This window comes from Sphingomonas lutea, assembly GCF_014396785.1.
In the GTDB taxonomy this organism is placed as follows: domain Bacteria; phylum Pseudomonadota; class Alphaproteobacteria; order Sphingomonadales; family Sphingomonadaceae; genus Sphingomicrobium; species Sphingomicrobium luteum.
In genome coordinates this window covers 1-22325 of sequence record NZ_CP060718.1, presented here as the reverse complement: position 1 = coordinate 22325, position 22325 = coordinate 1, and the positions used below count along the sequence as shown (strand labels likewise).

At 65.4% G+C, this 22325-nt stretch carries 32 protein-coding genes; 11 read left to right on the top strand and 21 right to left on the bottom strand.

Features of this window, described 5'->3' with window-relative positions:
* Window positions 1-510 precede the first annotated feature (510 nt).
* Window positions 511-804 carry a LytTR family DNA-binding domain-containing protein gene (locus tag H9L13_RS12635; RefSeq protein WP_187538018.1) on the top strand — a complete coding sequence of 98 codons (294 nt, stop codon included), beginning with the start codon at window positions 511-513 and terminating at the stop codon, window positions 802-804.
* 36 nt (window positions 805-840) lie between these two features.
* Here the strand turns inward: H9L13_RS12635 and H9L13_RS00150 are convergent, their stop codons facing one another.
* From H9L13_RS00150 to H9L13_RS00135, 4 genes are read right to left on the bottom strand one after another with little or no spacing between them, the layout of a single operon-like run.
* Window positions 841-1242: a hypothetical protein gene (locus tag H9L13_RS00150; protein ID WP_187538017.1), complete on the bottom strand. Its 402-nt coding sequence runs from the start codon at window positions 1240-1242 to the stop codon at window positions 841-843.
* A 38-nt stretch (window positions 1243-1280) separates the two neighbouring features.
* Window positions 1281-1952 carry an HAD family hydrolase gene (locus H9L13_RS00145; protein WP_187538016.1) on the bottom strand — a complete coding sequence of 224 codons (672 nt, stop codon included), beginning with the start codon at window positions 1950-1952 and terminating at the stop codon, window positions 1281-1283.
* Window positions 1949-2713, bottom strand: a complete 765-nt coding sequence (locus H9L13_RS00140; protein ID WP_187538015.1) for a nucleotidyltransferase family protein — start codon at window positions 2711-2713, stop codon at window positions 1949-1951. The genes H9L13_RS00145 and H9L13_RS00140 overlap by 4 nt, the downstream gene beginning before the upstream one ends.
* Entirely contained in the window at window positions 2710-3831 is a 1122-nt protein-coding gene (locus H9L13_RS00135) for a CDP-alcohol phosphatidyltransferase family protein (protein ID WP_187538014.1), read from the bottom strand. The genes H9L13_RS00140 and H9L13_RS00135 overlap by 4 nt, the downstream gene beginning before the upstream one ends.
* 86 nt (window positions 3832-3917) lie before the next feature.
* Between H9L13_RS00135 and H9L13_RS00130 the strand changes: the two genes are divergently transcribed.
* From H9L13_RS00130 to H9L13_RS00115, 4 genes are read left to right on the top strand one after another with little or no spacing between them, the layout of a single operon-like run.
* Window positions 3918-5021: an ABC transporter permease gene (locus tag H9L13_RS00130; protein WP_187539982.1), complete on the top strand. Its 1104-nt coding sequence runs from the start codon at window positions 3918-3920 to the stop codon at window positions 5019-5021.
* Window positions 5021-5809, top strand: a complete 789-nt coding sequence (locus H9L13_RS00125; RefSeq protein ID WP_408022115.1) for an ABC transporter ATP-binding protein — start codon at window positions 5021-5023, stop codon at window positions 5807-5809. The genes H9L13_RS00130 and H9L13_RS00125 overlap by 1 nt, the downstream gene beginning before the upstream one ends.
* Complete coding sequence (locus H9L13_RS00120; protein WP_187538012.1) at window positions 5809-6762, top strand: MlaD family protein; 954 nt, start codon at window positions 5809-5811, stop codon at window positions 6760-6762. Before H9L13_RS00125 ends, H9L13_RS00120 begins: the two co-directional genes overlap by 1 nt.
* Window positions 6759-7361 (top strand): ABC-type transport auxiliary lipoprotein family protein, encoded by a 603-nt coding sequence (locus tag H9L13_RS00115; protein ID WP_187538011.1) that lies wholly within the window; start codon window positions 6759-6761, stop codon window positions 7359-7361. Before H9L13_RS00120 ends, H9L13_RS00115 begins: the two co-directional genes overlap by 4 nt.
* Before the next feature lie 4 nt (window positions 7362-7365).
* On the opposite strand, the gene pepN is transcribed toward H9L13_RS00115, so the two are convergent.
* Window positions 7366-9996 (bottom strand): aminopeptidase N, encoded by a 2631-nt coding sequence (gene pepN, locus H9L13_RS00110; protein WP_187538010.1) that lies wholly within the window; start codon window positions 9994-9996, stop codon window positions 7366-7368.
* A gap of 111 nt (window positions 9997-10107) precedes the next feature.
* On the opposite strand from pepN, the gene H9L13_RS00105 reads away from it, so the two are divergent.
* The 3 genes from H9L13_RS00105 (at window position 10108) to H9L13_RS00095 (ending at window position 11490) form a co-directional block, all read left to right on the top strand.
* Window positions 10108-10554, top strand: a complete 447-nt coding sequence (locus H9L13_RS00105) for a hypothetical protein (protein WP_187538009.1) — start codon at window positions 10108-10110, stop codon at window positions 10552-10554.
* A 37-nt stretch (window positions 10555-10591) separates the two neighbouring features.
* Window positions 10592-10924: a hypothetical protein gene (locus tag H9L13_RS00100; RefSeq protein ID WP_187538008.1), complete on the top strand. Its 333-nt coding sequence runs from the start codon at window positions 10592-10594 to the stop codon at window positions 10922-10924.
* 125 nt (window positions 10925-11049) lie between these two features.
* Window positions 11050-11490, top strand: coding sequence for a thermonuclease family protein (locus H9L13_RS00095; RefSeq protein WP_187538007.1), 441 nt, complete (start codon window positions 11050-11052; stop codon window positions 11488-11490).
* 7 nt (window positions 11491-11497) lie between these two features.
* Here H9L13_RS00095 and H9L13_RS00090 read toward each other — a convergent pair whose 3' ends face one another.
* Together H9L13_RS00090 and H9L13_RS00085 are read right to left on the bottom strand one after the other, a co-directional pair.
* Complete coding sequence (locus H9L13_RS00090) at window positions 11498-11878, bottom strand: hypothetical protein (protein ID WP_187538006.1); 381 nt, start codon at window positions 11876-11878, stop codon at window positions 11498-11500.
* 60 nt (window positions 11879-11938) lie between these two features.
* Window positions 11939-12838 (bottom strand): TSUP family transporter, encoded by a 900-nt coding sequence (locus H9L13_RS00085; RefSeq protein WP_187538005.1) that lies wholly within the window; start codon window positions 12836-12838, stop codon window positions 11939-11941.
* Window positions 12839-12932: 94 nt separating this feature from the next.
* Between H9L13_RS00085 and H9L13_RS00080 the strand changes: the two genes are divergently transcribed.
* Window positions 12933-13232, top strand: coding sequence for a hypothetical protein (locus tag H9L13_RS00080; RefSeq protein ID WP_187538004.1), 300 nt, complete (start codon window positions 12933-12935; stop codon window positions 13230-13232).
* Window positions 13233-13269: 37 nt separating this feature from the next.
* On the top strand, window positions 13270-13482 hold the full coding sequence (locus H9L13_RS00075) for a hypothetical protein (protein WP_187538003.1): 213 nt from the start codon (window positions 13270-13272) through the stop codon (window positions 13480-13482).
* A gap of 19 nt (window positions 13483-13501) precedes the next feature.
* On the opposite strand, the gene H9L13_RS00070 is transcribed toward H9L13_RS00075, so the two are convergent.
* The 5 genes from H9L13_RS00070 to H9L13_RS00050 all read right to left on the bottom strand — a co-directional run bounded on the left by H9L13_RS00070 (window position 13502) and on the right by H9L13_RS00050 (window position 14932).
* A complete protein-coding gene (locus tag H9L13_RS00070; RefSeq protein WP_187538002.1) occupies window positions 13502-13726 on the bottom strand; it encodes a hypothetical protein in 225 nt (74 codons plus the stop codon).
* Window positions 13723-13872 carry a hypothetical protein gene (locus tag H9L13_RS00065; RefSeq protein ID WP_187538001.1) on the bottom strand — a complete coding sequence of 50 codons (150 nt, stop codon included), beginning with the start codon at window positions 13870-13872 and terminating at the stop codon, window positions 13723-13725. The genes H9L13_RS00070 and H9L13_RS00065 overlap by 4 nt, the downstream gene beginning before the upstream one ends.
* Complete coding sequence (locus H9L13_RS00060; RefSeq protein WP_187538000.1) at window positions 13869-14081, bottom strand: hypothetical protein; 213 nt, start codon at window positions 14079-14081, stop codon at window positions 13869-13871. Before H9L13_RS00060 ends, H9L13_RS00065 begins: the two co-directional genes overlap by 4 nt.
* Window positions 14078-14236 (bottom strand): hypothetical protein, encoded by a 159-nt coding sequence (locus H9L13_RS00055; protein WP_187537999.1) that lies wholly within the window; start codon window positions 14234-14236, stop codon window positions 14078-14080. The genes H9L13_RS00060 and H9L13_RS00055 overlap by 4 nt, the downstream gene beginning before the upstream one ends.
* Window positions 14237-14635: 399 nt before the next feature.
* On the bottom strand, window positions 14636-14932 hold the full coding sequence (locus tag H9L13_RS00050; RefSeq protein WP_187537998.1) for a hypothetical protein: 297 nt from the start codon (window positions 14930-14932) through the stop codon (window positions 14636-14638).
* A gap of 572 nt (window positions 14933-15504) precedes the next feature.
* Here H9L13_RS00050 and H9L13_RS00045 point away from each other — a divergent pair.
* Window positions 15505-15684, top strand: coding sequence for a hypothetical protein (locus H9L13_RS00045; protein WP_223176458.1), 180 nt, complete (start codon window positions 15505-15507; stop codon window positions 15682-15684).
* 12 nt (window positions 15685-15696) lie between these two features.
* Here H9L13_RS00045 and H9L13_RS00040 read toward each other — a convergent pair whose 3' ends face one another.
* From H9L13_RS00040 to H9L13_RS00005, 9 genes are all read right to left on the bottom strand, one after another.
* Window positions 15697-16530: an alpha/beta fold hydrolase gene (locus tag H9L13_RS00040; protein ID WP_235091008.1), complete on the bottom strand. Its 834-nt coding sequence runs from the start codon at window positions 16528-16530 to the stop codon at window positions 15697-15699.
* 24 nt (window positions 16531-16554) lie between these two features.
* Entirely contained in the window at window positions 16555-16884 is a 330-nt protein-coding gene (locus H9L13_RS00035; protein WP_244954816.1) for a RidA family protein, read from the bottom strand.
* Between the two features lie 120 nt (window positions 16885-17004).
* Window positions 17005-17481 carry a hypothetical protein gene (locus tag H9L13_RS00030; RefSeq protein WP_187537995.1) on the bottom strand — a complete coding sequence of 159 codons (477 nt, stop codon included), beginning with the start codon at window positions 17479-17481 and terminating at the stop codon, window positions 17005-17007.
* Between the two features lie 156 nt (window positions 17482-17637).
* Complete coding sequence (locus H9L13_RS00025; RefSeq protein WP_187537994.1) at window positions 17638-18264, bottom strand: hypothetical protein; 627 nt, start codon at window positions 18262-18264, stop codon at window positions 17638-17640.
* Between the two features lie 7 nt (window positions 18265-18271).
* Complete coding sequence (locus H9L13_RS00020; RefSeq protein WP_187537993.1) at window positions 18272-18556, bottom strand: toll/interleukin-1 receptor domain-containing protein; 285 nt, start codon at window positions 18554-18556, stop codon at window positions 18272-18274.
* 84 nt (window positions 18557-18640) lie between these two features.
* Window positions 18641-19699, bottom strand: coding sequence for a ribonucleotide-diphosphate reductase subunit beta (locus H9L13_RS00015; RefSeq protein ID WP_187537992.1), 1059 nt, complete (start codon window positions 19697-19699; stop codon window positions 18641-18643).
* Between the two features lie 184 nt (window positions 19700-19883).
* On the bottom strand, window positions 19884-20111 hold the full coding sequence (locus H9L13_RS00010) for a hypothetical protein (protein WP_187537991.1): 228 nt from the start codon (window positions 20109-20111) through the stop codon (window positions 19884-19886).
* Entirely contained in the window at window positions 20108-20239 is a 132-nt protein-coding gene (locus H9L13_RS12870) for a hypothetical protein (protein WP_268825691.1), read from the bottom strand. Before H9L13_RS12870 ends, H9L13_RS00010 begins: the two co-directional genes overlap by 4 nt.
* 115 nt (window positions 20240-20354) lie before the next feature.
* Window positions 20355-22226: a ribonucleoside-diphosphate reductase subunit alpha gene (locus tag H9L13_RS00005; RefSeq protein ID WP_187537990.1), complete on the bottom strand. Its 1872-nt coding sequence runs from the start codon at window positions 22224-22226 to the stop codon at window positions 20355-20357.
* Window positions 22227-22325 lie beyond the last annotated feature (99 nt).

Here is a 22325-nt window from a genome sequence, read left to right as displayed (position 1 = left end):
CGTTTCGCCAATAGCCTTTCGCACTTCGGAGATGCCGTTCACGATGCGCCAACGACATGCTGGGGACTTGCTGAAGCGCGCCGTGCCCGTACTTGGCCTGGGCGTGTTGCTGGGATTTGCGGGACCGTTCGCGTCGAATCCGCCGCTGTCGCTGTCGGTTCGCCTCGCCTTTTGGGTCGGCATGGTGGTCGTCGGCTATGGCGCGGCGCTGGTTGCGGGAAAGCTCATTCCCGCAGGATCCATCGCGCGTCCCGGCCCGCGTCTGATCGCCGTGGCAATTGCCTCAGCTCTCCCGCTGACCTTCGTCGCCGCTTGGATCGTGCCGCTTCTTCGGCCCGGCCATGCCTATCAGCCGCTCCAGCTCCCGGCGCTGTTCGCAACCGTCGCCGCGGTGCAACTGGCGATCGTCTTCATCCTGCTTCGCTCGCCCGGCAACGTGCCGGCGGTCCCGACGGGGAGCCGAACAAGCCCGATGGGCCGGCCACGATTCCGCGCACCTTGCTGTCGCGCTTGCCGAGCCGCCTCGGCACTGAGATCGTCGCGCTTGAAGCCGAGGACCATTATCTGCGCGTCCACACCATGCTGGGCTCGGACCTCGTCCTGATGCGCCTGTCGGACGCCATTGCCGCGATCGGCCCCGATCTCGGCCTGCAGGTCCACCGCAGCTGGTGGGTGGCGCGTGATGCCATCCGCGAAGTGGTCCGCACGGATCAGCGATCGCAGCTGAGGCTTATGAACGGGCTGACGGTCCCCGTGGGGCGGACCTACACGGCGGCGGTGCGCGGCGCCGTGGACCTACTTTAGAAACGCATATCGTCCAAGCGGACCTTGCTTTGCGGCTTAGCGCGCTTTCAGGAGGCTAGGGTTCCGAAAGACACTTTCTGTTCGCGCGCGCCAGAAGGGAACGAAGATCAACTTCATCTCAGAGACTGCGGACCACGTGTTGTCTTCAAGGCTCTCGAGAACTGCGCCAGACGGAATATTGCCGCGCGAAAATTCGCGGAGGCGAGCTTTTCCGGAGTAGCACCAGACTACGAAGCTGAGTGCTTCATCGGCCGTATCGAAATGATCGTGGAAAGCCCCATCTCCAAGGAAGACTGTCCATTCGTCTGGGCCGTCCAAGATCTCAATGGCGAAGCCGTCGGGATCAGGTGCGGCCAAGCGGATACCACCCGGGACTTGAGCTTCGATGACCTTGGGCAGGCGCTCCAATCTCTCGCGTAGGGCCTGAATTAAATCCATGTCGCACTTTGCAATCGTGTAGTGAAAAGATTGTAAAGCTAACCCCAATCCTCGACCGCCCAGCCGCGCGCTTCCGCCAGTCGCCGCAACTTGCCGTGCGGGTTCACCGCGACCGGCTCGTCGGACCATTGGAACGCTGGCGCGTCCGACACGTGGTCGGAATAAAAGCGCACGTGGCCGTGCTTGCCGAGGAGGCCGGACTTCTCGACCCACGCCGAGATCATCCGCATCTTGGCCTCGCCATAGGCATTCTCGCCGTCGATGCGGGCATGGACGCGCTCGTCAAGGCCGATGATCGATCCGGTGCCGATGACGTCGTCGAACCCGAGCCGCTCGGCAATGGCGTCGGCGTAGAGGCGGTACGATGCGGTGGCGAGCACCAGGCGCCGCCCCTGGGCCTTGTCGCGCGCAATCGCGTCGCGCGCGCCGGGACGGATGTTGGTCGCGACTTGCCGCTCGGCGAAGCTATCGACCAGCGGCTTGAGCTCGCGCGGATGGATCGTGCGCCCAAGCAACAGATGGTGGTTGATCTCCTTGAGCCTGGCGCGGTCGATCAGCTTTGCGAGATAGGCGAGCATCGACAGCACCACGACCGGCACGAACACCAGCCGCCACGGCGCGCGCCGTGTCGCGCAATGCAGCAGGAAATAGGTGTAGGTCGGCTGGCGCGTGACCGTCCGGTCCATGTCGTAAACCGCAAGATCGCTCATGCCTTGCCCGCCAATATGGCCTCGACCAGCGCATGATCCTCGGGCTTGTCGACGTCGACGCCGGCAAGCGGATTGTCGAGCCGCACCGCCTTGAACGTTAACCCGACGCGCCGCCCTGCACGGTCGAGCGCGTCGTTGAGCGTCAGCAGCCGCAGCGCTGCGCCGATTAGCGTGCCGGGCCCGATCGCCGAAACGATCCGCCAGCCCTTCTTGCGATCCTGCTCGACGCTGCGCCACAGCTCGATCGCCGGCGCGACCGCGGGGGATCGCAGCGCGAACAGGTTGGCGCCGGTGTAGGCCCCGCCGCGCAGCCGGATCCACGTCCGCCGAGTCCCCGGAAGCCGGCGCATCAGCGCGCGCCGCTCGACCACGCCGATGGCGACATCGACATCGTCGGCCGCGGCGCACATCTCCTCGACCATCGCCGGTTCGAGCAGCGCATGATCCGCCGTGGTGATGAGCAGCGGCCACGGCGTCGCGGGATCGTCGCATAGCGCACGGATGGTTGTGGCGATCGTCGCGCCCGACGGCCTGAGCTCCACCCGCGCATCCCCGGGCAACGCGCTCCGCAGCCGGTCGGGCTCCTGCGCGAGAACGATCACCTTGCCGATGCATTTGCTGGCGAGGAGCGCCTGGACTGGGCGCGCCAGCATCGGCTCGCCCGCGATCGGGATCAGGGCTTTCAGCTCCGCGCCATATTTTTGCGCGAACGGGTCGGTGCCGGGGCGCGATCCGGCGAGGACGATGGCGTTGTGGGTCATGCTTCGAGCCACGAGGTCACGGGCTGCCCGCGCAGCAACCGTTCGGTCGCCTGCGCTAGCCGGACGGTGTGGAAGATCAGGCTGACGATCGTCCACCAGGCGACCAGCTCAAGCCCGACATCGGGCCGTGCGAACAGCAGGGAGCCGGCAAGGATCACCATGTTCGGATTGCGCCGCGCGGTGACCAGCCGGAACTTGCTGTCGAGCGGCCGCCAGACGTGGATTTCCATGCCCTTGAAGCGCTTGATCCAGATGCCCTCGATCGCGCGCTGGGCGACATAGCCGCCGATGATCGCGGCAAGCAGCATCGTCTCCCACACCGGCGGCCTTATCGGCGTGCCATAGGCGGCAAGCCCGTGTGCCCACGCCCACCACCAGAAGGGCGGGTGGACAAGGTCGATGCCGTGGTCGAACACATTGCCCCACTTCGACGAGGCGCCGGTGCAGCGCGCGAGCTTCCCATCGACCGTGTCGAGCACCATGAAGGTGAAGCCCGATGCGACGCCAAGCCAATATTCGCCGATCCAGAACAGATAGAAGGCCAGTGCGCAGCACACCGCGCCGACACTGGTGATCATGTTCGGCGTCAGCTTCGCTTGCGCCGCCCAGCGCGTCAGGTGGAATGCCGGCCGGCGCCACAGGTAGAGCGTCAGCGCGTCGGTGACGCCCTTGTAGGCGGCATCATAGGCAGCACGCTCGGCGGGCTCGGGGTCGGTGGCATCGAGCGGCAGGACGAAGGGGCGTTCGCGCTTGCGCAGCACCTTGTTCTCGAGTTCGACGTCCTCCGCCGCGATCAGGTCGTAGCCTTGCGCGGCCCGGTTCTCGGCAAGCGCCGCTTTGGCCTCGGCAAGGTTGGCGCCGACGGGGACGTGGATCAGAACGGGCTCTCCGCCGAGCGTCAGCATCGTCCCGGGCCGGTCCCGCATTTCCCGAATCCAGGCGGGGTCCCAGGTGTAGCGCATGTTGGCGAGGAGCATTGCGCGACCCGGTTCAGGGGCATCCGCGCAAGCAAAGCCGGCATTGGTCGCGAGCCGGCATGCCCGGTCGCGTGCGGGCATTCCGAACATCATCGCGCCATTGTCTCCGACCGGCACGAACAGCAGTGGCGCTTCGCTCATGGCGCTGCGCGATAGAGGGCGCGAACGAGGCAGGGAAGGGGTGCGACTTGCCGAGCCGAAGCAATTCGAGCATCACTCGCGCACCGATGGACGCTGGAGAGCAAAGCGCGACGGACGCAAGCCAAGCCTCGACCTACAAGGTCGCGGGCGCGCTGACGATCACGCGCGCGGCGACCACCCAGCGCGAAATCGATGCGTTGTCCGATCCGCTGGTCATCGACCTGTCCGACGTCGATCGCATGGACACGGTTGGCGCGTGGCTGGTCTATCGCGCCGTCCGCGACCGCGGCGCCAAGGTCGTCGGCGCCAGCCGCAACGAGGTCAGCCTGCTCGAACAGGTCGGCGAATTCGACGTCCCCGCCCGCGTCCGCCCGGAGGAGAAGGGCGGTGCCGTCCGGGTCGTCCAGGAAATCGGCGAATGGGTCTTCGAGGCTGGCCGCACCATGGTGGGCCTGCTCGGCTTCTTCGGCGCGGTGCTGGTCGGCTTCGCCAACGTTATCCGCCGGCCCAAGCGATTCCGCGTCAACGCCGTCGTTCAGCGATTCGATGTCGTCGGCGTCCGCGCGCTCGGAATTATCGGCTTGATGAGTTTCCTCATCGGCATCGTCATCGCGCAGCAGGGTTCGGTCCAGCTCGAGCAGTTCGGCGCGGAGATATTCACCATCAACCTGATCGGCCGCATCACGGTGCGGGAGCTCGGCACCCTCATGACGGCAATCATGGTCGCGGGCCGCTCGGGCTCGGCCTTCGCGGCGCAGATCGGGACGATGAAGATTACCGAGGAAATCGACGCCATGCGCACCATCGGCGTCTCGCCGATCGAAGCGCTGGTCATCCCGCGCATGATCGCCGCGATCGTCATGATGCCGTTGCTCGCCTTTTGGGCGATGCTGACCGCGCTGATCGGCGGCGGCATCTTCGTCTGGCTCGACATCGGGATCGCCCCCGGCACCTACATTCAGCGGCTGCAGGAAGTGACCCCGATCACCGATTTGTGGATCGGCCTCATCAAGGCGCCCGTGTTCGGATTCATCATCGCCTTGTCGGGCTGCTTCCAGGGCATGCTTGTGCAGGGCAACAGCGAGGAAGTGGGCACGCGCACAACTACCGCCGTCGTCCAGTCGATCTTCCTCGTCATCGTCCTCGACGCCGTTTTCGCCGTTTTCTTCAGCTCGATCGGATGGCGCTGATGGAACGCGAAACCGTGATTCAGGTGCGCGGGCTGAAGAACAGCTTCGGCGAACAGATCATTCACGATGGCCTCGATCTCGACGTCCGGCGCGGCGAGATCATCGGCGTGGTCGGCGGATCGGGCACCGGCAAGTCGGTGCTGATGCGATCGATCATCGGCTTGCAGACGCCCGATTCGGGCGAAGTCGAGGTGCTCGGCGAGAATATGGTCGGTCGCAACGACGATGAGGCCAAGAATATTCGTCGTCGCTGGGGCATCCTCTTCCAGAACGGCGCGCTATTCTCGACGCTGACGGTCGCGGAGAATGTCGAGGTTCCGATCCGCGAATATTTCCCGTTCTTGAAACCTCCGCTGCTCGACGAGATCGCGTCCTACAAGATCGCGATGAGCGGCCTGCCCGCCAACGCCGGGCCCAAGTTCCCGTCGGAGCTGTCGGGCGGCATGCGCAAGCGCGCCGGGCTTGCGCGCGCCCTTGCGCTCGATCCGGAGCTGCTGTTCCTGGACGAGCCGACCGCGGGGCTTGATCCGATCGGCGCGGCCGCGTTCGATGAGCTAATCCGCTCGCTGCAGAAGCGGCTTGAGCTGACGGTGTTCCTGATCACCCACGATCTCGACACGCTGCATGAAATTTGTGACCGGGTTGCCGTTCTTGCCGACAAGAAGGTCATCGCGGTCGATACGATTCCGAATCTCTTGGCTTTGGATCATCCTTGGATACAAGAGTATTTTAACGGCCCGCGCGGAAGAGCGGCAGCCGTCAGTCATGAGGAGCAGGCGGGGACCTGATGGAAACGCGTTCGAACTATGTGATGGTCGGCGCGGTGACCGTGGCCCTGCTCACCGGCGTGCTGCTGTTCATCGTCTGGCTTGCCGGCCTGTCCGACAGGTCGGTCAAATGCTTCGACATTTACTTCAGCCAGGCGGTCGGCGGGCTCAACAAGGGGTCCAACGTGACCTTCTCCGGCGTGCCGGTCGGCGCAGTGAAGCAGATTTCGCTGCTGCCCGATCGTCCCGAATTCGTGTGGGTGCGGGTCGAAGTCGATGAACAGACGCCGGTGCTTCAGGGCACGACCGCGCAGATCAAGGACATCGGCTTCACCGGCGTGCGCGAAATCCAGCTCGACGGTGGCGCCCGCGGCAGCCGGCCGATCGCGCAGAACGGTCCGCAGGGCTGCCCAGTCATCCCGTCCACCTCGAGCGGCCTTGGCGCCCTGCTCAACAGCGCGCCGGAAGTCCTCGAGCGGATCAATCGCTTGACCGAGCGCCTGACCGAACTTCTGAGCGACGAGAACCAGAATGCCGTGTCCGACATTCTTGAGAATGTCGAAGTCACCACGGACGTGCTTGCCAAGCGCGCGCCCGAGCTTGCCGACGCGATTGCCGATGCGCGCATTGCAGCGCGCAACGCCGGCGTTGCTGCCCAGCGCGTGGGCGTCCTCGCCGACAGCACGACGCGCCTGGTGAATGAAGAGGGGCGGCCGGCAGCGCAGGATTTGCGCAAGTCCATCGCCGCCATCCAGCAGACCACGGCCAACCTCGATGCGATGATCGCCGATGCGCGGCCCGGCGTGCAGAACCTCAGCAAGTCGACCCTGCCCGAGGTCAACCGGCTGGTTCGTGACCTGCGCGGCCTGACCGAATCGCTCCAGGGCGTCACGCAGCGCGTCGAGCAGGGCGGCATCGGTGGTGCGCTCGGGCCTGAAAAACTCCCCGATTACGATCCCAGGAGACGGCGATGACGAATGCGCTGCGTGTCCTCGCCCCGGTTGCGCTTGCGCTGGCGGTCGCGGGTTGCTCGCTCAGTGGACTGCTCGGCGGTGGCAAGACGCCGGCGACCCTGCTGACTTTGACGCCCGAAGCGGCGGATCCCGGCTCGATCGCGCGGACGGCGAACGCCGGGCAGGCCGTGACCATCGCCGTGCCCGCGGTCGCCAAGGAAATCCGCAGCAATCGCGTGCCGGTGCAGGTCAGCCCGACCGATGTCCAGTACGTCAAGGACCTGCAGTGGGTGGATACGCCCGACAAATTGTTTGCCGACCTGGTTGCTGAAACGATTCGCCGGACGACGGGGCGCGTGGTGCTTGGCTCCAAGCAATCGGCGCTCGATCCCGGCCTCGTTGTCAACGGCGAGCTCCAGCAGTTCGGCTACAATGCCCAGACCGGCCAGGTTGTCGTCCAATATGACGCGACCTTGTCGACCGAAGGCGGTACCCGCGTCGAAGCGCGCCGCTTCACCGCGAACGTCCCCGCCGATGGCACCAACCTCACCGTCGGTCCGGCGTTGAACCGCGCCGCCAACCAGGTCGCCGCCGACGTCGCGCGGTGGATCGGCGGCTGACGCTCTAGACCAGGCTTTTCGACGCCTGCTCGTACACGTCCTTCGACAAGCCTGACGTCCCCGCGACGCGCTCGAGCTGTGCCCGCATCAGCTTGCTGCGGTGCGGTTCGAACCGACGCCAGCGGCCGAGCGGCGGCACCAGCCGTGCCGCGGTCTGCGGGTTGAGCTTGTCCGCCGCCAGGATCATGTCGGCAAGAAAGGCATAGCCGCGGCCGTCGGGCGAATGGAACGCCCAATGGTTCGCGGCGAAGGATCCGGCCAGCGCGCGCAGCCGGTTGGGATTGGAAATGGTGAAGTCGGGGTGCTCGGCGAGCTTGAGAACCTCATCCACCGTTTCCGCCCGCTGCGCCATCGCCTGCAGCCCGAACCATTTGTCGAGCACCAGCGGATCCTCGCGAAAGCGCAGGTAGAAGGCGTCAAGCGCCTGCACGCGCTCCGGCCCGTCGAGCGAGACGAGCAAACCGAGAGCGCCTTGCCGGTCGGTCATATTGTCGGCGCCATCGAATTGCGCCTTGGCCAGCGCCGCGCCAGCCGTCGCATCGCCGGCGGCGAAATAGCCGAGCGCGACGCTGCGCAACCGGCGAATGCCCTTAGCTTCGGGCGATAAATCATTTCCGGCTCCGCCCTCCTGCCGATGCGCGGCCAGCATCGCGTCCGACAAGCGCGCACCCACTGCCGCGCGCAGGGCGTCGCGGGCGCGATGAACCGCATCGGGGACGACAACGTCCAGGCGGTCGGCGATCAACGCCTCGCTCGGCGCCAATATGGCTTCGGCCTTGAACGCCGCATCGATCCTGTCGTCGGCCAGAGTCGCGGCGATCGCTTCGACCACCGTATCGGCATCGACCGCATTGGCCTGCGCGCCCGCGACCAAGGCACGCATCATCAATTCCTGAATCGCTTCATAGCGAGCGAAGGGATCGCCATCGGCCTGGGCCAGCCGCTCGAGCTCGCCCGGGCCGCGGGCGACATCGAGGAGGATCGGCGCGGAAAAGCCGCGATTGATCGACAACATCGGCGCACTGCCGACGCCGTCAAAGCGGAACGCCTGCTCGGCCTCGTCGAGCACGATCAAGCGTTCGTCGCCGATCTGCTCGCCGCTGTGCCTGTCGATCAGCGCGGTGCGAAGCGGGATCGGCATGACCTGCTTGACCGCCTGGCCCGGGGTCGGCGCCAGATGCTGGGACAAATGCAGCAGCGCCGCCTTGGCATCGGCATCATGCGAAATGTGGGCACGGACGTGCGGCGTCCCGGCCTGCGAATACCAGATTTTGAACCGAGACAGGTCGACCCCGCTTGCATCCTCCAGCGCTGCAACGAAATCGTCGCACGTCGCGGCCTCGCCATCGTGACGGTCGAAATAGAGGTCGGTGCCGGCGCGGAACTTTTCCGGTCCCAGAAGGGTGTGGAACATGCGGATCAGCTCCGCGCCCTTGTTATACACGGTCGCGGTGTAGAAGTTCGAAATCTCAAGGTAGCTGTCGGGCCGGACGGCATGCGCCAGCGGCCCCGAATCCTCCGGAAATTGCGCCGCGCGAAGCACGCGCACATCCTCGATCCTCTTGACCGCGGCGCTGCCGATGTCGGCCGAAAAGCCCTGGTCGCGAAAGACGGTGAAGCCCTCCTTGAGCGACAGCTGGAACCAGTCGCGGCAGGTGACCCGGTTGCCCGACCAATTGTGGAAATATTCGTGCGCCACGACCCGCGCGATATTGTCGAAATCGCCATCGGTCGCGGTGTCCTGGTCGGCCAGGACATAGGCCGTGTTGAAGACGTTGAGGCCCTTGTTCTCCATTGCTCCCATATTGAAGTCGCTGACCGCGACGATGTTGAACAGGTCGAGGTCATATTCGCGGCCATAGACCTGCTCGTCCCACGCCATCGCCTGCTTGAGGCTGTGCATGGCGTGCGCCGTTTTGGGCAGATCGGCGGCGCGGACGTAGATGTTGAGCTCGACCTCGCGCCCCGACGCGGTGGTGAATCGGTCGCTGTTGGCCTGCAGGTCGCCCGCAACCAGCGCGAACAAGTAGCAGGGCTTGGGAAACGGATCTTCCCATTCGGCCCAATGCCGCCCGTCCGCCGCTTCGCCCGTGGCGACGCGGTTGCCGTTCGACAGCAGCACCGGGAAGCGCGCCGCGTCGCCTTCCATCCGAACCCGGTAGCGCGACAGTACGTCGGGCCGGTCGGGGAAAAAGGTGATTCGGCGAAAACCTTCGGCTTCGCACTGGGTGCAGAGCATTCCGCCTGAGGCATACAGGCCCATCAGCTGCGTGTTGGCGGCGGGGGAGATCTCGACCTCGGTCTCGACCGTGGCGCGATCGCCGGCAATGTCGATGACCAGCTGCTCGCCGTCTTGCCGCGCCGCAGCGTCCGCGCCATCGAGCTTGACCTTGAGCAGCGCCAGCCCGTCGCCGTCGAGCTTCAGCGGCCTGTCGTGGTCGCCGTTCCGCTCGACCGACAAGATGGCGCGAACGCGCGTCCGCTCGAGATCGAGCGAGAAATCGAGCGCGATTTCCGGCACCAGCCAGTCGGGAGCGCGATAATCCTCGCGCCGGGTGGTGACATGGGTCGGGGACGGCGGCGCCTCGGCGCTTTGCGGGTCGCCGGGGAGGGTTGGGGAGCGGACATCGGCCATGCCCGCCGACTTAGGGCGCGCGTGCTCCCCTCACAACCGGCGTGAGCCGGGCTTGCGATGTACTGGCATGGGCGTGACTGTGGCCGGGATCATTTGGAGAGGCGCAAGAGAATGCGAACGATGCTTGTCCTGACCTGCGCCCTGGGCGCAGCTGCCTGCGATTCCTCAACGACCAGCGCGCCGCCTGCTGACACGGAGAATGCGGCCGCAAACGTCGCCAATGCCGCCGCGACGGAAAAGAAGCGGCCAGCCTACTGCTTCTTCAAGGATGCCGAGACCGAAGGCTGGCGCGCGTCGCGCGACGGGCAGGGCAACGTCGTGGTCGAGGGGCGCGCCTACCGCTCCGACCCGCGCTACAAGGCGGAGCTTGCGCCGGCGGATATCAGCGGGACGACGGCCACCATTTCGCCGACGATCTCCCAGAATGGCGGATATGCCGCGCCGGAGAATTGGTGGGATGTGTCGGCCACCATTCCCGACAGCCGCGCCGTCACGACGGTCAAGGTCCAGTGCGGATCGAAACTTCTCGCCGAACTGGGGCTGCAGCCCGCCCGCTAGACTTGCCATCGGTCGAGCGCTGGCCGAGATGAGAGGCATGCCGCGCAAGGACGATACGGCCGCGCCCCCGGCCGCCCGGAGCTGGACCAAGCCCGACGAATATCTGGCGTCGCTGGCGCGGCGGCGAACCGCGCGGCGGGCCCGCGATCCTGGACCGCGGACCTCGCCCGAGACGCCGCGCTTCACGCTCAGCACCTTGCCGTTCCTGGTGCTGATGCTGGCGCTGGCCGTGCTGACCATCGCCATTTTCATCGCCGCGTTGCCGCTCCATGACGGGAGCGAGCGCAATGCTGCCAAGGCCGAGACGAAAGAAGTAGGCATGGCGCGCAAGGGTTGGTTTCAAGACGCCGAACGCGAGTTCCGCAACTGAGGCGCAACGGCTGGCGGCGCGGCCGACCCGCCCCTGCCGCAGGCCCGCGTTTTTGGCCGCAAGATGCGCGCCGTGATCGGCGGCGGGGCTGGCTGCGCAACCTGCGCCCGTTCCTGCTCGGCGCCGTGGCCCTGGGCATCTGGCCGACGCTCGATCCGGCGCTGGTCGAGCCGCCGGCGTTCCTGTCGACCGACCCGGAGCGGGTCGACGAGACCTTCACGCGCTGCGGCCGGGGTCGGGGCCATGCCTGCGTGGTTGACGGCGACACCTTCAAGCTCGGGCAGCGCAAGGTCCGCATCATCGGCATCGACGCCCCTGAAGTGCAGGGCGCGTGCGCCGAGGAGGTGAGGCTGGCCGAGGAATCGACCCGCAAGCTTCAGGCACTGCTCAACCAGGGCCCGTTCGAGATGGTCGGCCGGTTCGACGAGATGCAGGACCGCTACGGCCGGGACCTGCGCATCGTCCGCCGCGTGCTTCCGGGTGGCGGCTATCAATCGATTGCCGACGATATGCGGGCAAGCGGGCTTGCCCACCGCTACCTCGGTCGGAAGCGCAGTTGGTGCTAGTTCCGGCCTAGCAGCGCCACTGGCCGCCGCCCCACCATTGCCGCTCGCAATTCTGGTTGTTCTGCATCCAGCGCGGGAAACTGCGGTTAGGGCGCTCGTGCCACCAATCGTTGAAGCTGTTGGCCCGCCATGCACTGTCGCCCTGATAGTCCCGGTCCCAGCCACCAAAGACGACGGGGCCGTCGAAGCCCCGACCGCGGCGGTGATTGCGGCGATCGCCGTGCTGGCGTTCGGGGCTGCCGATGCCGATTGCATGGCCCGGTCCGCCCTGGCTGCCGGCAAAGGCGCTTCCGGAACCGATCGCGCCGCTCGTCCAGCTTTGCGCCGTCGCCGGTGCTGCTGCCGCCAACGCGGTCATCGTCAAGGTGCTCAACAGCAATCCACGCATGTCGCCCTCCTTCTTCGAACCGATCCTGCCGCAACGCGGCGCGGGCCGCGTCGTTGCACCCTAAACCGGACCGGCGGCGGCCTCGGGCGTCAGTTTCTGCTCGTCGCGCCGCCCGCCGAGTGCCGATCGGAGCATGACGAGGCCGGCGTACAGGACCACGACCAGGACGAGCCAGCGCAGCGTCGCCAAGGGCATCTCCTTGACGATGAAGGCGGCGACGAACACTGCCGGAATGCCGCCGATCGTCAGTCCGAGCGCAAGCTTGAGGTCGATCTCCCCATATTTGATGTGGCGGATGCCTGCTGCCGCGCCGGCCATGCCCGCACCCGCCGCCATGATCGGGAAGCTCATCCGCGGGTCCATGCCCATCAGGCTGAACATCGCTAGCGACGGCGCATAATTGCCGACCCCATAGTTGAGCAGAAGCCCGAAAATGAAGTTGGCGACGATGGCGACGATCATCAGTGTCAGCGGCAAGGACGTCGCGGTGCCGCCGCCCGGCATCAGGTTGAGGTTCGCGAGGCCATAGAAGCCTGCGGCGACGAGCAGCGAAATGCCGACGATCAACTGGATGATCCACACCCGCGACTGGACAACGAGGGGCGCACCGAAGATGCCGCCGAGCAGCAAGGCGAGGACGCAGCCGACGAGCAGCACGGGATCGACGAAGACGCCGAGCAGAATGAGGAAGATGATGCCCTGAGTCATCGACGGCGGCGTGTGGCCGACGAGCATGGTGCACGGGATCAGGCGGTCGGGCAGGAGGCGGCGGAACTTGAACCACGCCATGGTCGGCGCGAACGATCCGATGCCGAGCGTGTCAAAGAAGTTGGTGATTGCGCCCAGCACCAGCGCTTCGGCCTTGGGCAGCGCGCCACGGGCCATCGCCGATCGGATCAGCAGGGCCATGAAGATCGAGGCCGCGATCCCCAGCGGGATCAGGAGCGCCAGTAGCAACATGCCGAATCCCCCCTTCGAACGATGCTACAGCAATCAAGGCCGCGCGCAACGCGCCGCTAACCCGGCGGTAAGCGATTGGCGCTAAGCCAGGGCCATGAGCGCCGCCCGCTTCCTCCGCCCGTTCCGCTACAAGCGCGAGCAGACCGCGCGGCAAGTGGCCGCGCTTCGCCAGCGTGACGGCGATTCGTGCCGCCGCTGCCGCCGCCTGCTGCGCTTCGACCTGCCCGACGGCCACGACCTCGGCCCGACGATCGCAGCCGGCGACGGCGAGGCCGAGCAATGCCTGACCCACCGCCGCTGCCATGCGGCGGGCGCCGACCACACCGCCGAAGTCCTTGCCCGCCGCCGCCGCCAGAACGAAGCGGCGCTGTTCGGCAAGCCACGCGCCGCCTGATAACCGACCGGTAAGCAAAGCGCGCTAGGGTAGCCGAGTGAGCAAGTCGTCGAAAAAGCCAACCGTCGAACTGAAGCCGTCGCGCATCCGCCGCGAGCCGCGGGGCGTCGAGGTCCCGACCGGACCCGCCGCAAAGGCGTGGTTCGACCCCGGCGAATGGGAAAGCTGGATCGTGATCGTCGGCGTGATCGCCTTCGCCATCGGCCTCACTGCGCTGTCGATCGGCATCGGCGAGGTGACCAGCCACTAATCTGAAACGCGGGCGCTCCCTACCAAAGCGGGCTGGCGGGGCGATAGGCGGCGCGGACGACGTTGCCGGCGATCAAATGCTTCTTGAGCTTGTGGTTCATGGTCGCGGCGCCGTCGCGGCTCATGCACACCAGCCGGGTGCCGCCATTGGGCAGGCGCTCGATCGCGGAAACGCCGACCTTTTCCGTGAGGCAGCGGGCAACGACGTCGCCTTCGGCCATGTCGAGGAACAGCACGCGGCTCATTTGCGCGCCCCGCGGCGGGCGGCGGCGAGCGCATCGCGGGCGTTGCTGTAGCGGAACTCGCCCCAATGAAAGGTGTCCGCGGGCACGCGCTTGATGCCGAGGCGGGCAAGCTCCGCCTCATCGATCGGTTCGTTGTAGCTGGTCATGCGGGTTGGTCCTTTGTCGGTGGGGCGGGCGCGTCGCGACGCTCGCTCATTGGGTTGAGGCGGCGGGCGTCGGTGTCGAACTGGTCGGCCACGGCGCGCAGCGCGACGCCGCCGGCATCGGTGCGGGCGCGGGCGGCGAGGCGGCGGCACGACGCCGCCTGATCCCGCAGGCCTTCGGCGGCATCCTGGGGCGAGACGCCGTCGATCATGCGGCCGGCGCGGCGTTGGTGCGGATCGCCGCCCGGATCCTGTCGGCATAACCCGCAGCGAAGCGGCGATGCGCGTCGCGCGCGGCCTGGCCCGTCGCCCGCGCGGCGAGCATCAGCGACACGCCGCGGCGATGATAGAGATCATTGAGGTCCATGACGCGCACTCCCTGAGGGTAAGCGGGAGCGCGCCATCGATGCGAACCGAAGTGGGATCTCTCAGCCGCACAGGCTTACGAACCGTATCCGTGCGATCTGCCCTTGTAACACAGCGGCCGGTGGAAAGCGAACGTGGCGGAACGCCGCCGATCGGTTGGGGTGCGCCCATGCCGCGCGTCTCGCCCCCGTCGGTCACGCGCCGCACCTTCGTGGCGGCGCTGCGCTCGGTGGCTTGGCGTGGGGCCGTCACGGGAGTGAATCCCGTGACGTCAGTCCGGTCGCCTGCGGCGCCGACTGGCCGGCCTTCGCCAGCTCTTCGCGCTGCGGCGCGATTTTTGGGTGAAAATCGCTTCGCTGCGCTCGGTGGCTTGGCGGAAGGTCACAAAAGGTCGCACTTGCTACGCGCGAGGCGGGGGGTCGTCGCCGGCGTGGAAATCGCCAAGGACCAGCCCTTCGGCCGGGCAGGCCGAGCGGTCGATGTCGGTGAGGGCGTCAAGCGCGCCCGGAAGCTCGCGGCGGGCGTGAATCGTGGGGAAGAAGCTCACGTTGGGCGCGCCGGCGTTGGGCCGCGCCGCCCAGCCGTAGGTTTCGGGATTGTGATGGCTGAGCAGCCACATCAGCAGGCGGTCGCTCGGCTTGCGGCGCTCGGCCACCAATTCGCCATCGCGATAGAGGCGGTCGGACCCGCCGTGCACCGCGCGTTCCCACGCAATCGCGGTGAGGCGGGTGGCGGCGAGGTGCTGGGCATGGTCCCATGCGTCGCGGAACGCCGCGCCTTGCGGATGCGCGCGCAGGCGATAGGCGCTGCGCGCAGTGAGCCCGACTTCGGCGCAGGCTTCGCTGACGCAGCCGGTTTCCGCCAGCGCATTGATGAAGTCGCGCTGGCGATCGGCGGTCCAGCCATCGACCCGGCGGCGGACCGGCGCGGGCTCGAACGCGATCGGCCCGGGCGCGGCGGCGCTTCGCGCACGTCGATGCCGAACGCCGCCAGCTCCTCGTCCGACAATCGGCTGAGGTCCGCCAGTTCCTTGACGATCGTGCCTTCATCCAGCCCGCGGGCCAGGCCGTTCGCATGGCCTCGTCGATTTGGTCTTGCGATGGTGCGCCCATGTGCGTCTCCTATGGTTCCTAATCGTAAAGCCATGAACCAAATGGGTTGCTGTAGGAAAGTGGTTTCACGCCAAGGCACAAAGGCGCGAAGGTGACGGCGTGCGAATGAACCGGCGGAAGATTCACGCGTTCGTGGTGTGTGCGAATGGAGGTTGCGATGGGTAACGAGCGCGAGTTGATCGATACCGGCACGGACAAGCGCTATGCGCGGCGAAACACCGACGGCGAGTTCAAGGAAAGCGACGACCAGGGCGAGTCGCTCAGCCAGGATGTCCGCCAGCACGCCAAGACCAAAAAGCCGCGCAATCAGGGCGATCGGGGCGATCGGGGCGACTGAGGCCGCACGCTCCTAAGCGGCGGGCGGTGCGATCGAATCGAGGATCAGGCGCGCGGTGGCGGCGGGCTCATCCCACATCGGGTAATGGCCGCTGTGCGCGAACCAGTGAAACCGCGCGCTGGGGAAGGCGGCGCGGGCGCGAGCCGCCTGGCGGGCGAGGCACAGGCGGTCGTGGCGACCCCAGCCGATCGTCACCGCGCCGGCGCCGGGCGCGGCAGGCCCGCGCTGTTCCGGCCCGCGCGCGAGATCGTCGATCAGCGCCGCGGCGGTGGGCGTGTGGGCGAGCGCGTCGAGCTCCGCGGCGACGATGTTCCCGTCCAGTTTCCATGGATGCGCCGACAGCTGCGCAAGCAGCAACGACCGACCGGGCACGGTGCGCGCCAGCGGCTTTAGCGTGCGTGTGCGGGCAAGGCCGTGAAGCAGCGCCAGTGACGCGCGCAGGGTCGACCGAAACAAGGTCCGCTCCCCGCCGCGCCAGAAGCCGCCGGGATTGAGCGCGACGACCGGCCCGGCATGGCCGCGCCGCGCCAGTTCCAGCACCATGCGCGCACCGAGCGAGCTTCCGACCATCGCCGCGCGGTCGAGGCGCTGCGCGGCGACGAATTCCGCCACGCTGCGGGTAAGCCCGTCGAAGGTGCCGCTGTCATGTTCGGTTGGCGCGCCGTCGTGGCCGGGCAAGGTGAGGATCACCAGCTCGCGCCGGGCGGCGAGCGCGGGGACGATCGGATCCCACGCGCGCGGCGTGTTGCCGAGGCCATGGACAAGGATGAGCGGCGGGCCGGAGCCGGTGCGTGTGCTGTGCATGACGGTGGGAACGCGCGGGGAGGGGGTATCGGGGCCGAACATTCGGCCCAGCCGTGGTTGGGCGGCCTAGCCGGCCGCGGCGATCGCCTCGATTTCGACCAGATAGCCGAAGTGGAGGGCAGGGACGGGGACCACGGTGCGGGTCGGGCGCCAGTCGCCGAAATACTCCGCATAGATGGGGTTGAAGGCCTCCCAATGGTCGATGCCGACGAGGAAGGCGGTGACGTGGAGGACGCGATTCCGGCTGGTGCCGGCGAGGGTCAGCACGCGGTCGAGATTGTCGAGCGTCAGGCGCACCTGCTCCTCAAAACTGCGGTCGGCGGTGTGCGTGCCGTCGGGCAGGCGCGGCAACTGGCCCGAGGTGAAGACCAGGCCGGCATGGGAGATCGCGGGCACGTAATGCGCGTGCGGGGGTGGGGCGCCGTGGGGTTGGATGGGGGTGGGTTGGATCATTCAGGGGGAGAGCGATATGTCCTGAGCGAAGTCAATCGCGCAAAAATGAAGTCTCAAGAGAGGCTACGCTTCCGAGTCTACCTCTTTGAGAATTTGCAGATTGTCGTTTTCTCTGCGGATTACGCGCCATCGGTTGAATGCACCCGTGATAGTTCCGCTTCCTAATGTTGGAGCATCAGTCCATCGGACAAGATGAGGTCCTTGGCCGATGCGGACAGGCCTTGAAGCGACAAAAACTCCGTCTTTGTTGATGACTAGATCGCCTGCAGCAATGTCTTGTTGTGCGCTGGTAAATGCTGTTGAAAGATCGGCCTGAACTTCGACGTTCGACACAAAGCAGCCACGCCACGCCTCGTTTGTCGCCTCAAGTTCAACTGCGTTGAAACCGGACGACTTTTCCAAGCAAACAGCAAATTTTTGTGAGGCGGTACAGATTAGAAAAGCGGCATTTTCATACTGTCTGGTAAGGAATAAGCCGCAGGGCAAATCGGCGGAGAGGTTTGTGAAACCGAGGCCTTCTGCATTAAGAAATGTAGTCATTCTCACGAAACTCGTACTATTTTGGGGCTGCCGCATTTCTCACAGGTAATTGAGTAGAGCTGTACGCGTTCGCGACGCGCCTCTTCTTTCTCGCGGTCGGTGAGGACTGGCTTAACGAACCCATGGCCGCAGGTCTCACACCGGTAGCCAACCATTTCAGGCATAGTCGATTCCCACCTTGCTCAAGAGTTCATCCCACATCAGTTGGGCGGCCTCGGAAGCGCTTACGGTTTCTCGATCCATGGGCATTCGGCCGCCGGATATACGAAACCCGGTGGACCTAAGATGCAACTGGTAGTCGTCAGCCTCGACCGCAAAACCGCCGTTCGAAGCTGTTCGCGAATTCTCCTCGCCGAATAGGTACTCAATCGCACCCCAGCTACCACCGCGGCGGACATGAATGGTCTCAAAACCGCGACCAAAGCCCCGGTTTATGAGTGTGCACGAAAAGGAACCCGAATCTAGTGGTGAGAGCCGAGCTTCAATATCAGGCAGCGCTTCAAGCTCTCGGACCGATGCTTCGAAGAACCGGTAAATCTCGTTGTATGACCGCTCGACAAAATCACGCTCATCGACCTGATCGAAGTCTTTCCGAATGCGATACCTAGCTTCCTGAGGAAGCGTCTCCGCCTTTGTGTCAGGTCGTTCTACCTGCTTGGGGACGACTGGCTGACGATTGGCGAGCCGACGTAGCTCTGTTGCCACTTCAAGTAGTGCAAGGTTCTGGTTGGTATACTCAGACACGGCTTTGCCGTCGTGCGGCACAGCCTTGAATTGAGCCAATGGAGTTTCAAGCCATTCCGATGGGAGTCTTTTCGCGCTCCAAAGCACGATTGAGCTCGCGTTCGTAACAGTAATTCGACGCAATGTAGTCCGGACTGGCACAAGCTATAAAGATGTCGGCGCTGTCGAGCGCGGCCATTACCTCATTGCCTATGTTTCCACCCGCATGAATCTCGCGATCATACCACTCCGAGATAGTTCCATCCCGCTGCAAGTGCGCCAAATGCTTGTGAAGGCGGTCGATCAGCGCCTGATCGACATGGGAATAAGAGATGAAAACCTTTTTCGACACGCAGTAATACCCAGATAGGACTGGTGTGCCGAGCGGCACAAACCTAGTGCAAAAGCTTGGTGCGGCGCCAGCAATAAAAACGGACTACTCCGCCGCCACCCCAGCAGCCTCAAACATATCCGGTCCATCACCTGCGCTGACCGCATCGTTCGCCGCATCGCCCTTGGCCTTCTGCCGGCGGTCGAAGCTGTCCCACACGGTGTTCCAGTCGCCGCGCGTCGCCGCCTTCGAATACTCCGTCGCGCGGGTTTCGAAGAAGTTGGCGTGCTCGACGCCGTTGAGCAGAGGCGCGAGCCAGGGGAGGGGGTGTTCGTCGACCATGAAGATCGGCTTGAAGCCCAGCTGCCCCATGCGCCAGTCGGCGATGTAGCGGATGTACTTCTGGATTTCCTTGGGGCTCATGCCGTTGATCGGGCCCTGTTCGAACGCGAGCTCGATGAACGCATCTTCGAGCGCGACCGTCTGGTGACAGATGTCGCGGATGTCATCCTTGACCGACTTGGTCAGGCAATCGCGTTCCTTCACGAAGGTGTGGAACAGCTTGATGATGCCTTCGCAATGGAGGCTTTCGTCGCGCACCGACCAACTGACGATCTGGCCCATGCCCTTCATCTTGTTGAAGCGCGGGAAGTTCATCAGCATCGCGAAGCTGGCGAACAATTGCAGCCCCTCGGTGAAGCCGCCGAACATCGCCAGCGTCTTGGCAATGTCCTCGTCATTGTCGACGCCGAAGGTGCTGAGGTAATCGTGCTTGTCCTTCATCTCCTTGTACTGGAGGAAGGCGCTATATTCGCTCTCGGGCATGCCGATCGTGTCGAGCAGGTGCGAGTAAGCCGCGATGTGCACCGTTTCCATGTTGCTGAACGCGGTCAGCATCATCTTGATCTCGGTCGGCTTGAACACGCGGCCGTATTTGTCGTGGTAGCAATCCTGCACCTCGACATCGGCCTGGGTGAAGAAGCGGAAGATCTGCGTCAGCAGATTGCGCTCGGTCTGGTCGAGCTTCTGCGCCCAGTCGCGGCAATCCTCGCCCAGCGGCACCTCTTCGGGCATCCAGTGGATCTGCTGCTGGCGCTTCCAATATTCGAACGCCCAGGGGTATTCGAACGGCTTGTACTGCTTGCGGGCTTCGAGCAGGGGCATCGTCAGGCTCCTTGGATGCGAGCGGCCGCGGGCGCGGCAAAGAGAGAAATTGTTTCACGCAAAGGCGCCAAGGCGCGAAGAGGCGGCAGTGCGTGGGGCGCGATTGCGACCTCTTGGCGGCCTTTGCGCCTTTGCGTGAACCATGAAGTTGTGTGAACCGCGGCGCGGTGGAGGATGGGGCGCGTCATTGGCTGAGCGCCTCCTGCTCGGCCGGGCTGGGGCGGTATTCGAGGCCGCCGACGGCGTAGATCATGAGGATGATGCCGACGACCAGCAGGAGCACGCCCGACTGGCTGCCGTAGCTGGCGTTCTCGCCCGTGCCCGAGCGGCGGCGGTACTGCCAGATGCCGGCGACGATGAGCGCCAGCGCGGCGGCGATCTTGAGGATGTCGGACGTGGTCAGGCCGCTCATGATTGCCTCTTCAGCATCTCGGCCAGCTGCGGGCCGTAATAGACGGTCGCGGCGAACCCGATCAGCTCGAGCGCGAGCAAGCTGAGCACGATCCCGCCGCCGACCTTGAAGATGCGCGTGCGGATCATCGCGCAGCCTTGCGCGCCGCGTCGTCCGCGAGCTGGCGCTGGCGGATTGCCGCCAACCAGAGCGCTTGCGCGCGTGGAGACAGGCCTGGATCAGGCCGTGACGGCTGACCGTGGATTATTGGCATGCCAGGCACTCGTCATAGTCGGTCGACGCGCCGAGCTGGATTTCCTTCAACTCAGGCGTGTTGTCGGCCTCGACCCCGCCGGCGAAACCGGCGCGCTGAACGCTCTTAGAGCGGAGGTAATAGAGCGACTTGATGCCCAGCTCCCACGCGCGGAAGTGGAGCATCATCAGGTCCCATTTGTCGACGTCGGCGGGGATGAACAGGTTGAGGCTCTGCGCCTGGTCGATGAACGGCGTGCGGTCGGCGGCGAGCTCGAGCAGCCAGCGCTGGTCGATCTCGAAGCTGGTCTTGAACACGTCCTTTTCTTCCTGCGTCAGGAAGTCGAGGTGCTGGACGCTGCCGCCCTGCTCGAGGATCGAATTCCAGACGGTCGCGGCGTCCTTCGACTTGTCCTTGAGCAAGGCCTCCAGATAGGGGTTCTTGATCGAGAAACTGCCCGACAAAGTCTTGTGGGTGTAGATGTTGGCCGGGATCGGCTCGATGCACGCCGAGGTGCCGCCGCAGATGATGCTGATCGACGCGGTCGGCGCGATCGCCATCTTGCACGAAAAGCGCTCCATCACGCCCATGTCGGCGGCGTCGGGGCAGGGCCCGCGCTCCTTCGCCAGCATCATCGACGCCTGGTCGACCTGCGCGCGGATGTGCTTGAAGATCTTGAGGTTCCAGCTCTTGGCCATCGCCCCTTCGAACGGGATGTTGCGCGCCTGGAGGAAGCTGTGGAAGCCCATCACGCCAAGGCCGACCGAGCGTTCGCGTTCGGCGCTGTACTTGGCGCGCGCCATCTCGTCCGGCGCGCGGGCGATGTAATCCGAGAGCACATTGTCGAGGAAGCGCATGACATCCTCGATGAACTGCTTGTCGCCGTTCCACTGGTCCCAGGTTTCGAGGTTGAGCGAGCTGAGGCAGCAGACGGCGGTGCGATCGGCGCCGAGATGGTCCTTGCCGGTCGGCAGCGTGATTTCGCTGCACAGGTTGGACGTGGTGACCTTGAGGCCGAGATCGCGGTGATGCTTGGGCATCGTCGAGTTCACCGCGTCGATGAAGATGATGTACGGCTCGCCGGTCGCGAGGCGGGTTTCGACCAGCTTCTGGAACAGCGAACGCGCATCGACCTTGCCGCGTTCGGACTGGTCGCGGGGGCTGCGCAACGTGAACTCGTCGCCGTCACGCACCGCGCGCATGAATTCGTCGGTGACGAGCACGCCGTGGTGGAGGTTGAGCGCCTTGCGGTTGAAGTCCCCCGAGGGTTTGCGGATCTCGAGGAACTCCTCGATCTCCGGATGCGAAACGTCGAGATAGCAAGCGGCCGAGCCGCGGCGAAGCGAGCCCTGGCTGATCGCCAGCGTCAGCGAATCCATCACGCGCACGAACGGAATGATGCCGCTGGTCTTGCCGTTGAGGCCGACCGGCTCACCAATGCCGCGCACGCAGCCCCAATAGGTGCCGATGCCGCCGCCCTTGGAGGCGAGCCAGACATTCTCGTTCCACGTGCCGACAATGCCTTCCAGGCTGTCGGACACGCTGTTCAGATAGCAGCTGATCGGCAGGCCGCGGCCGGTGCCGCCGTTGGACAGCACGGGGGTTGCCGGCATGAACCACAATTTGGAGATGTAATCGTAGACGCGCTGCGCATGCTCGGCATCGTCGGAGTAAGCCGCGGCCACGCGCGCGAAGAGGTCCTGGTAGCCTTCGCCCGGAAGCAGGTAGCGGTCGCGCAGAGTGTCCTTGCCGAACTCGGTCAGCAGCGCATCGCGCGAGTCGTCGGTGGTCACGGCGAACTTGGGCGCGTGCACCGCCTTGCTGCCGGTCGCGGCGGCCGTGGCATCGTCGGTCGGAACTGCGGTCCCAGTGCTGAAATCCATCTCGCTTCCCCGTCCTGCTACGACCCGTTCGAAGGCCGTTTGTTCCCGAATCGTTCGACTCGGACACCGCGCGGTGCATGAGCCGACATTGGCGCTTCG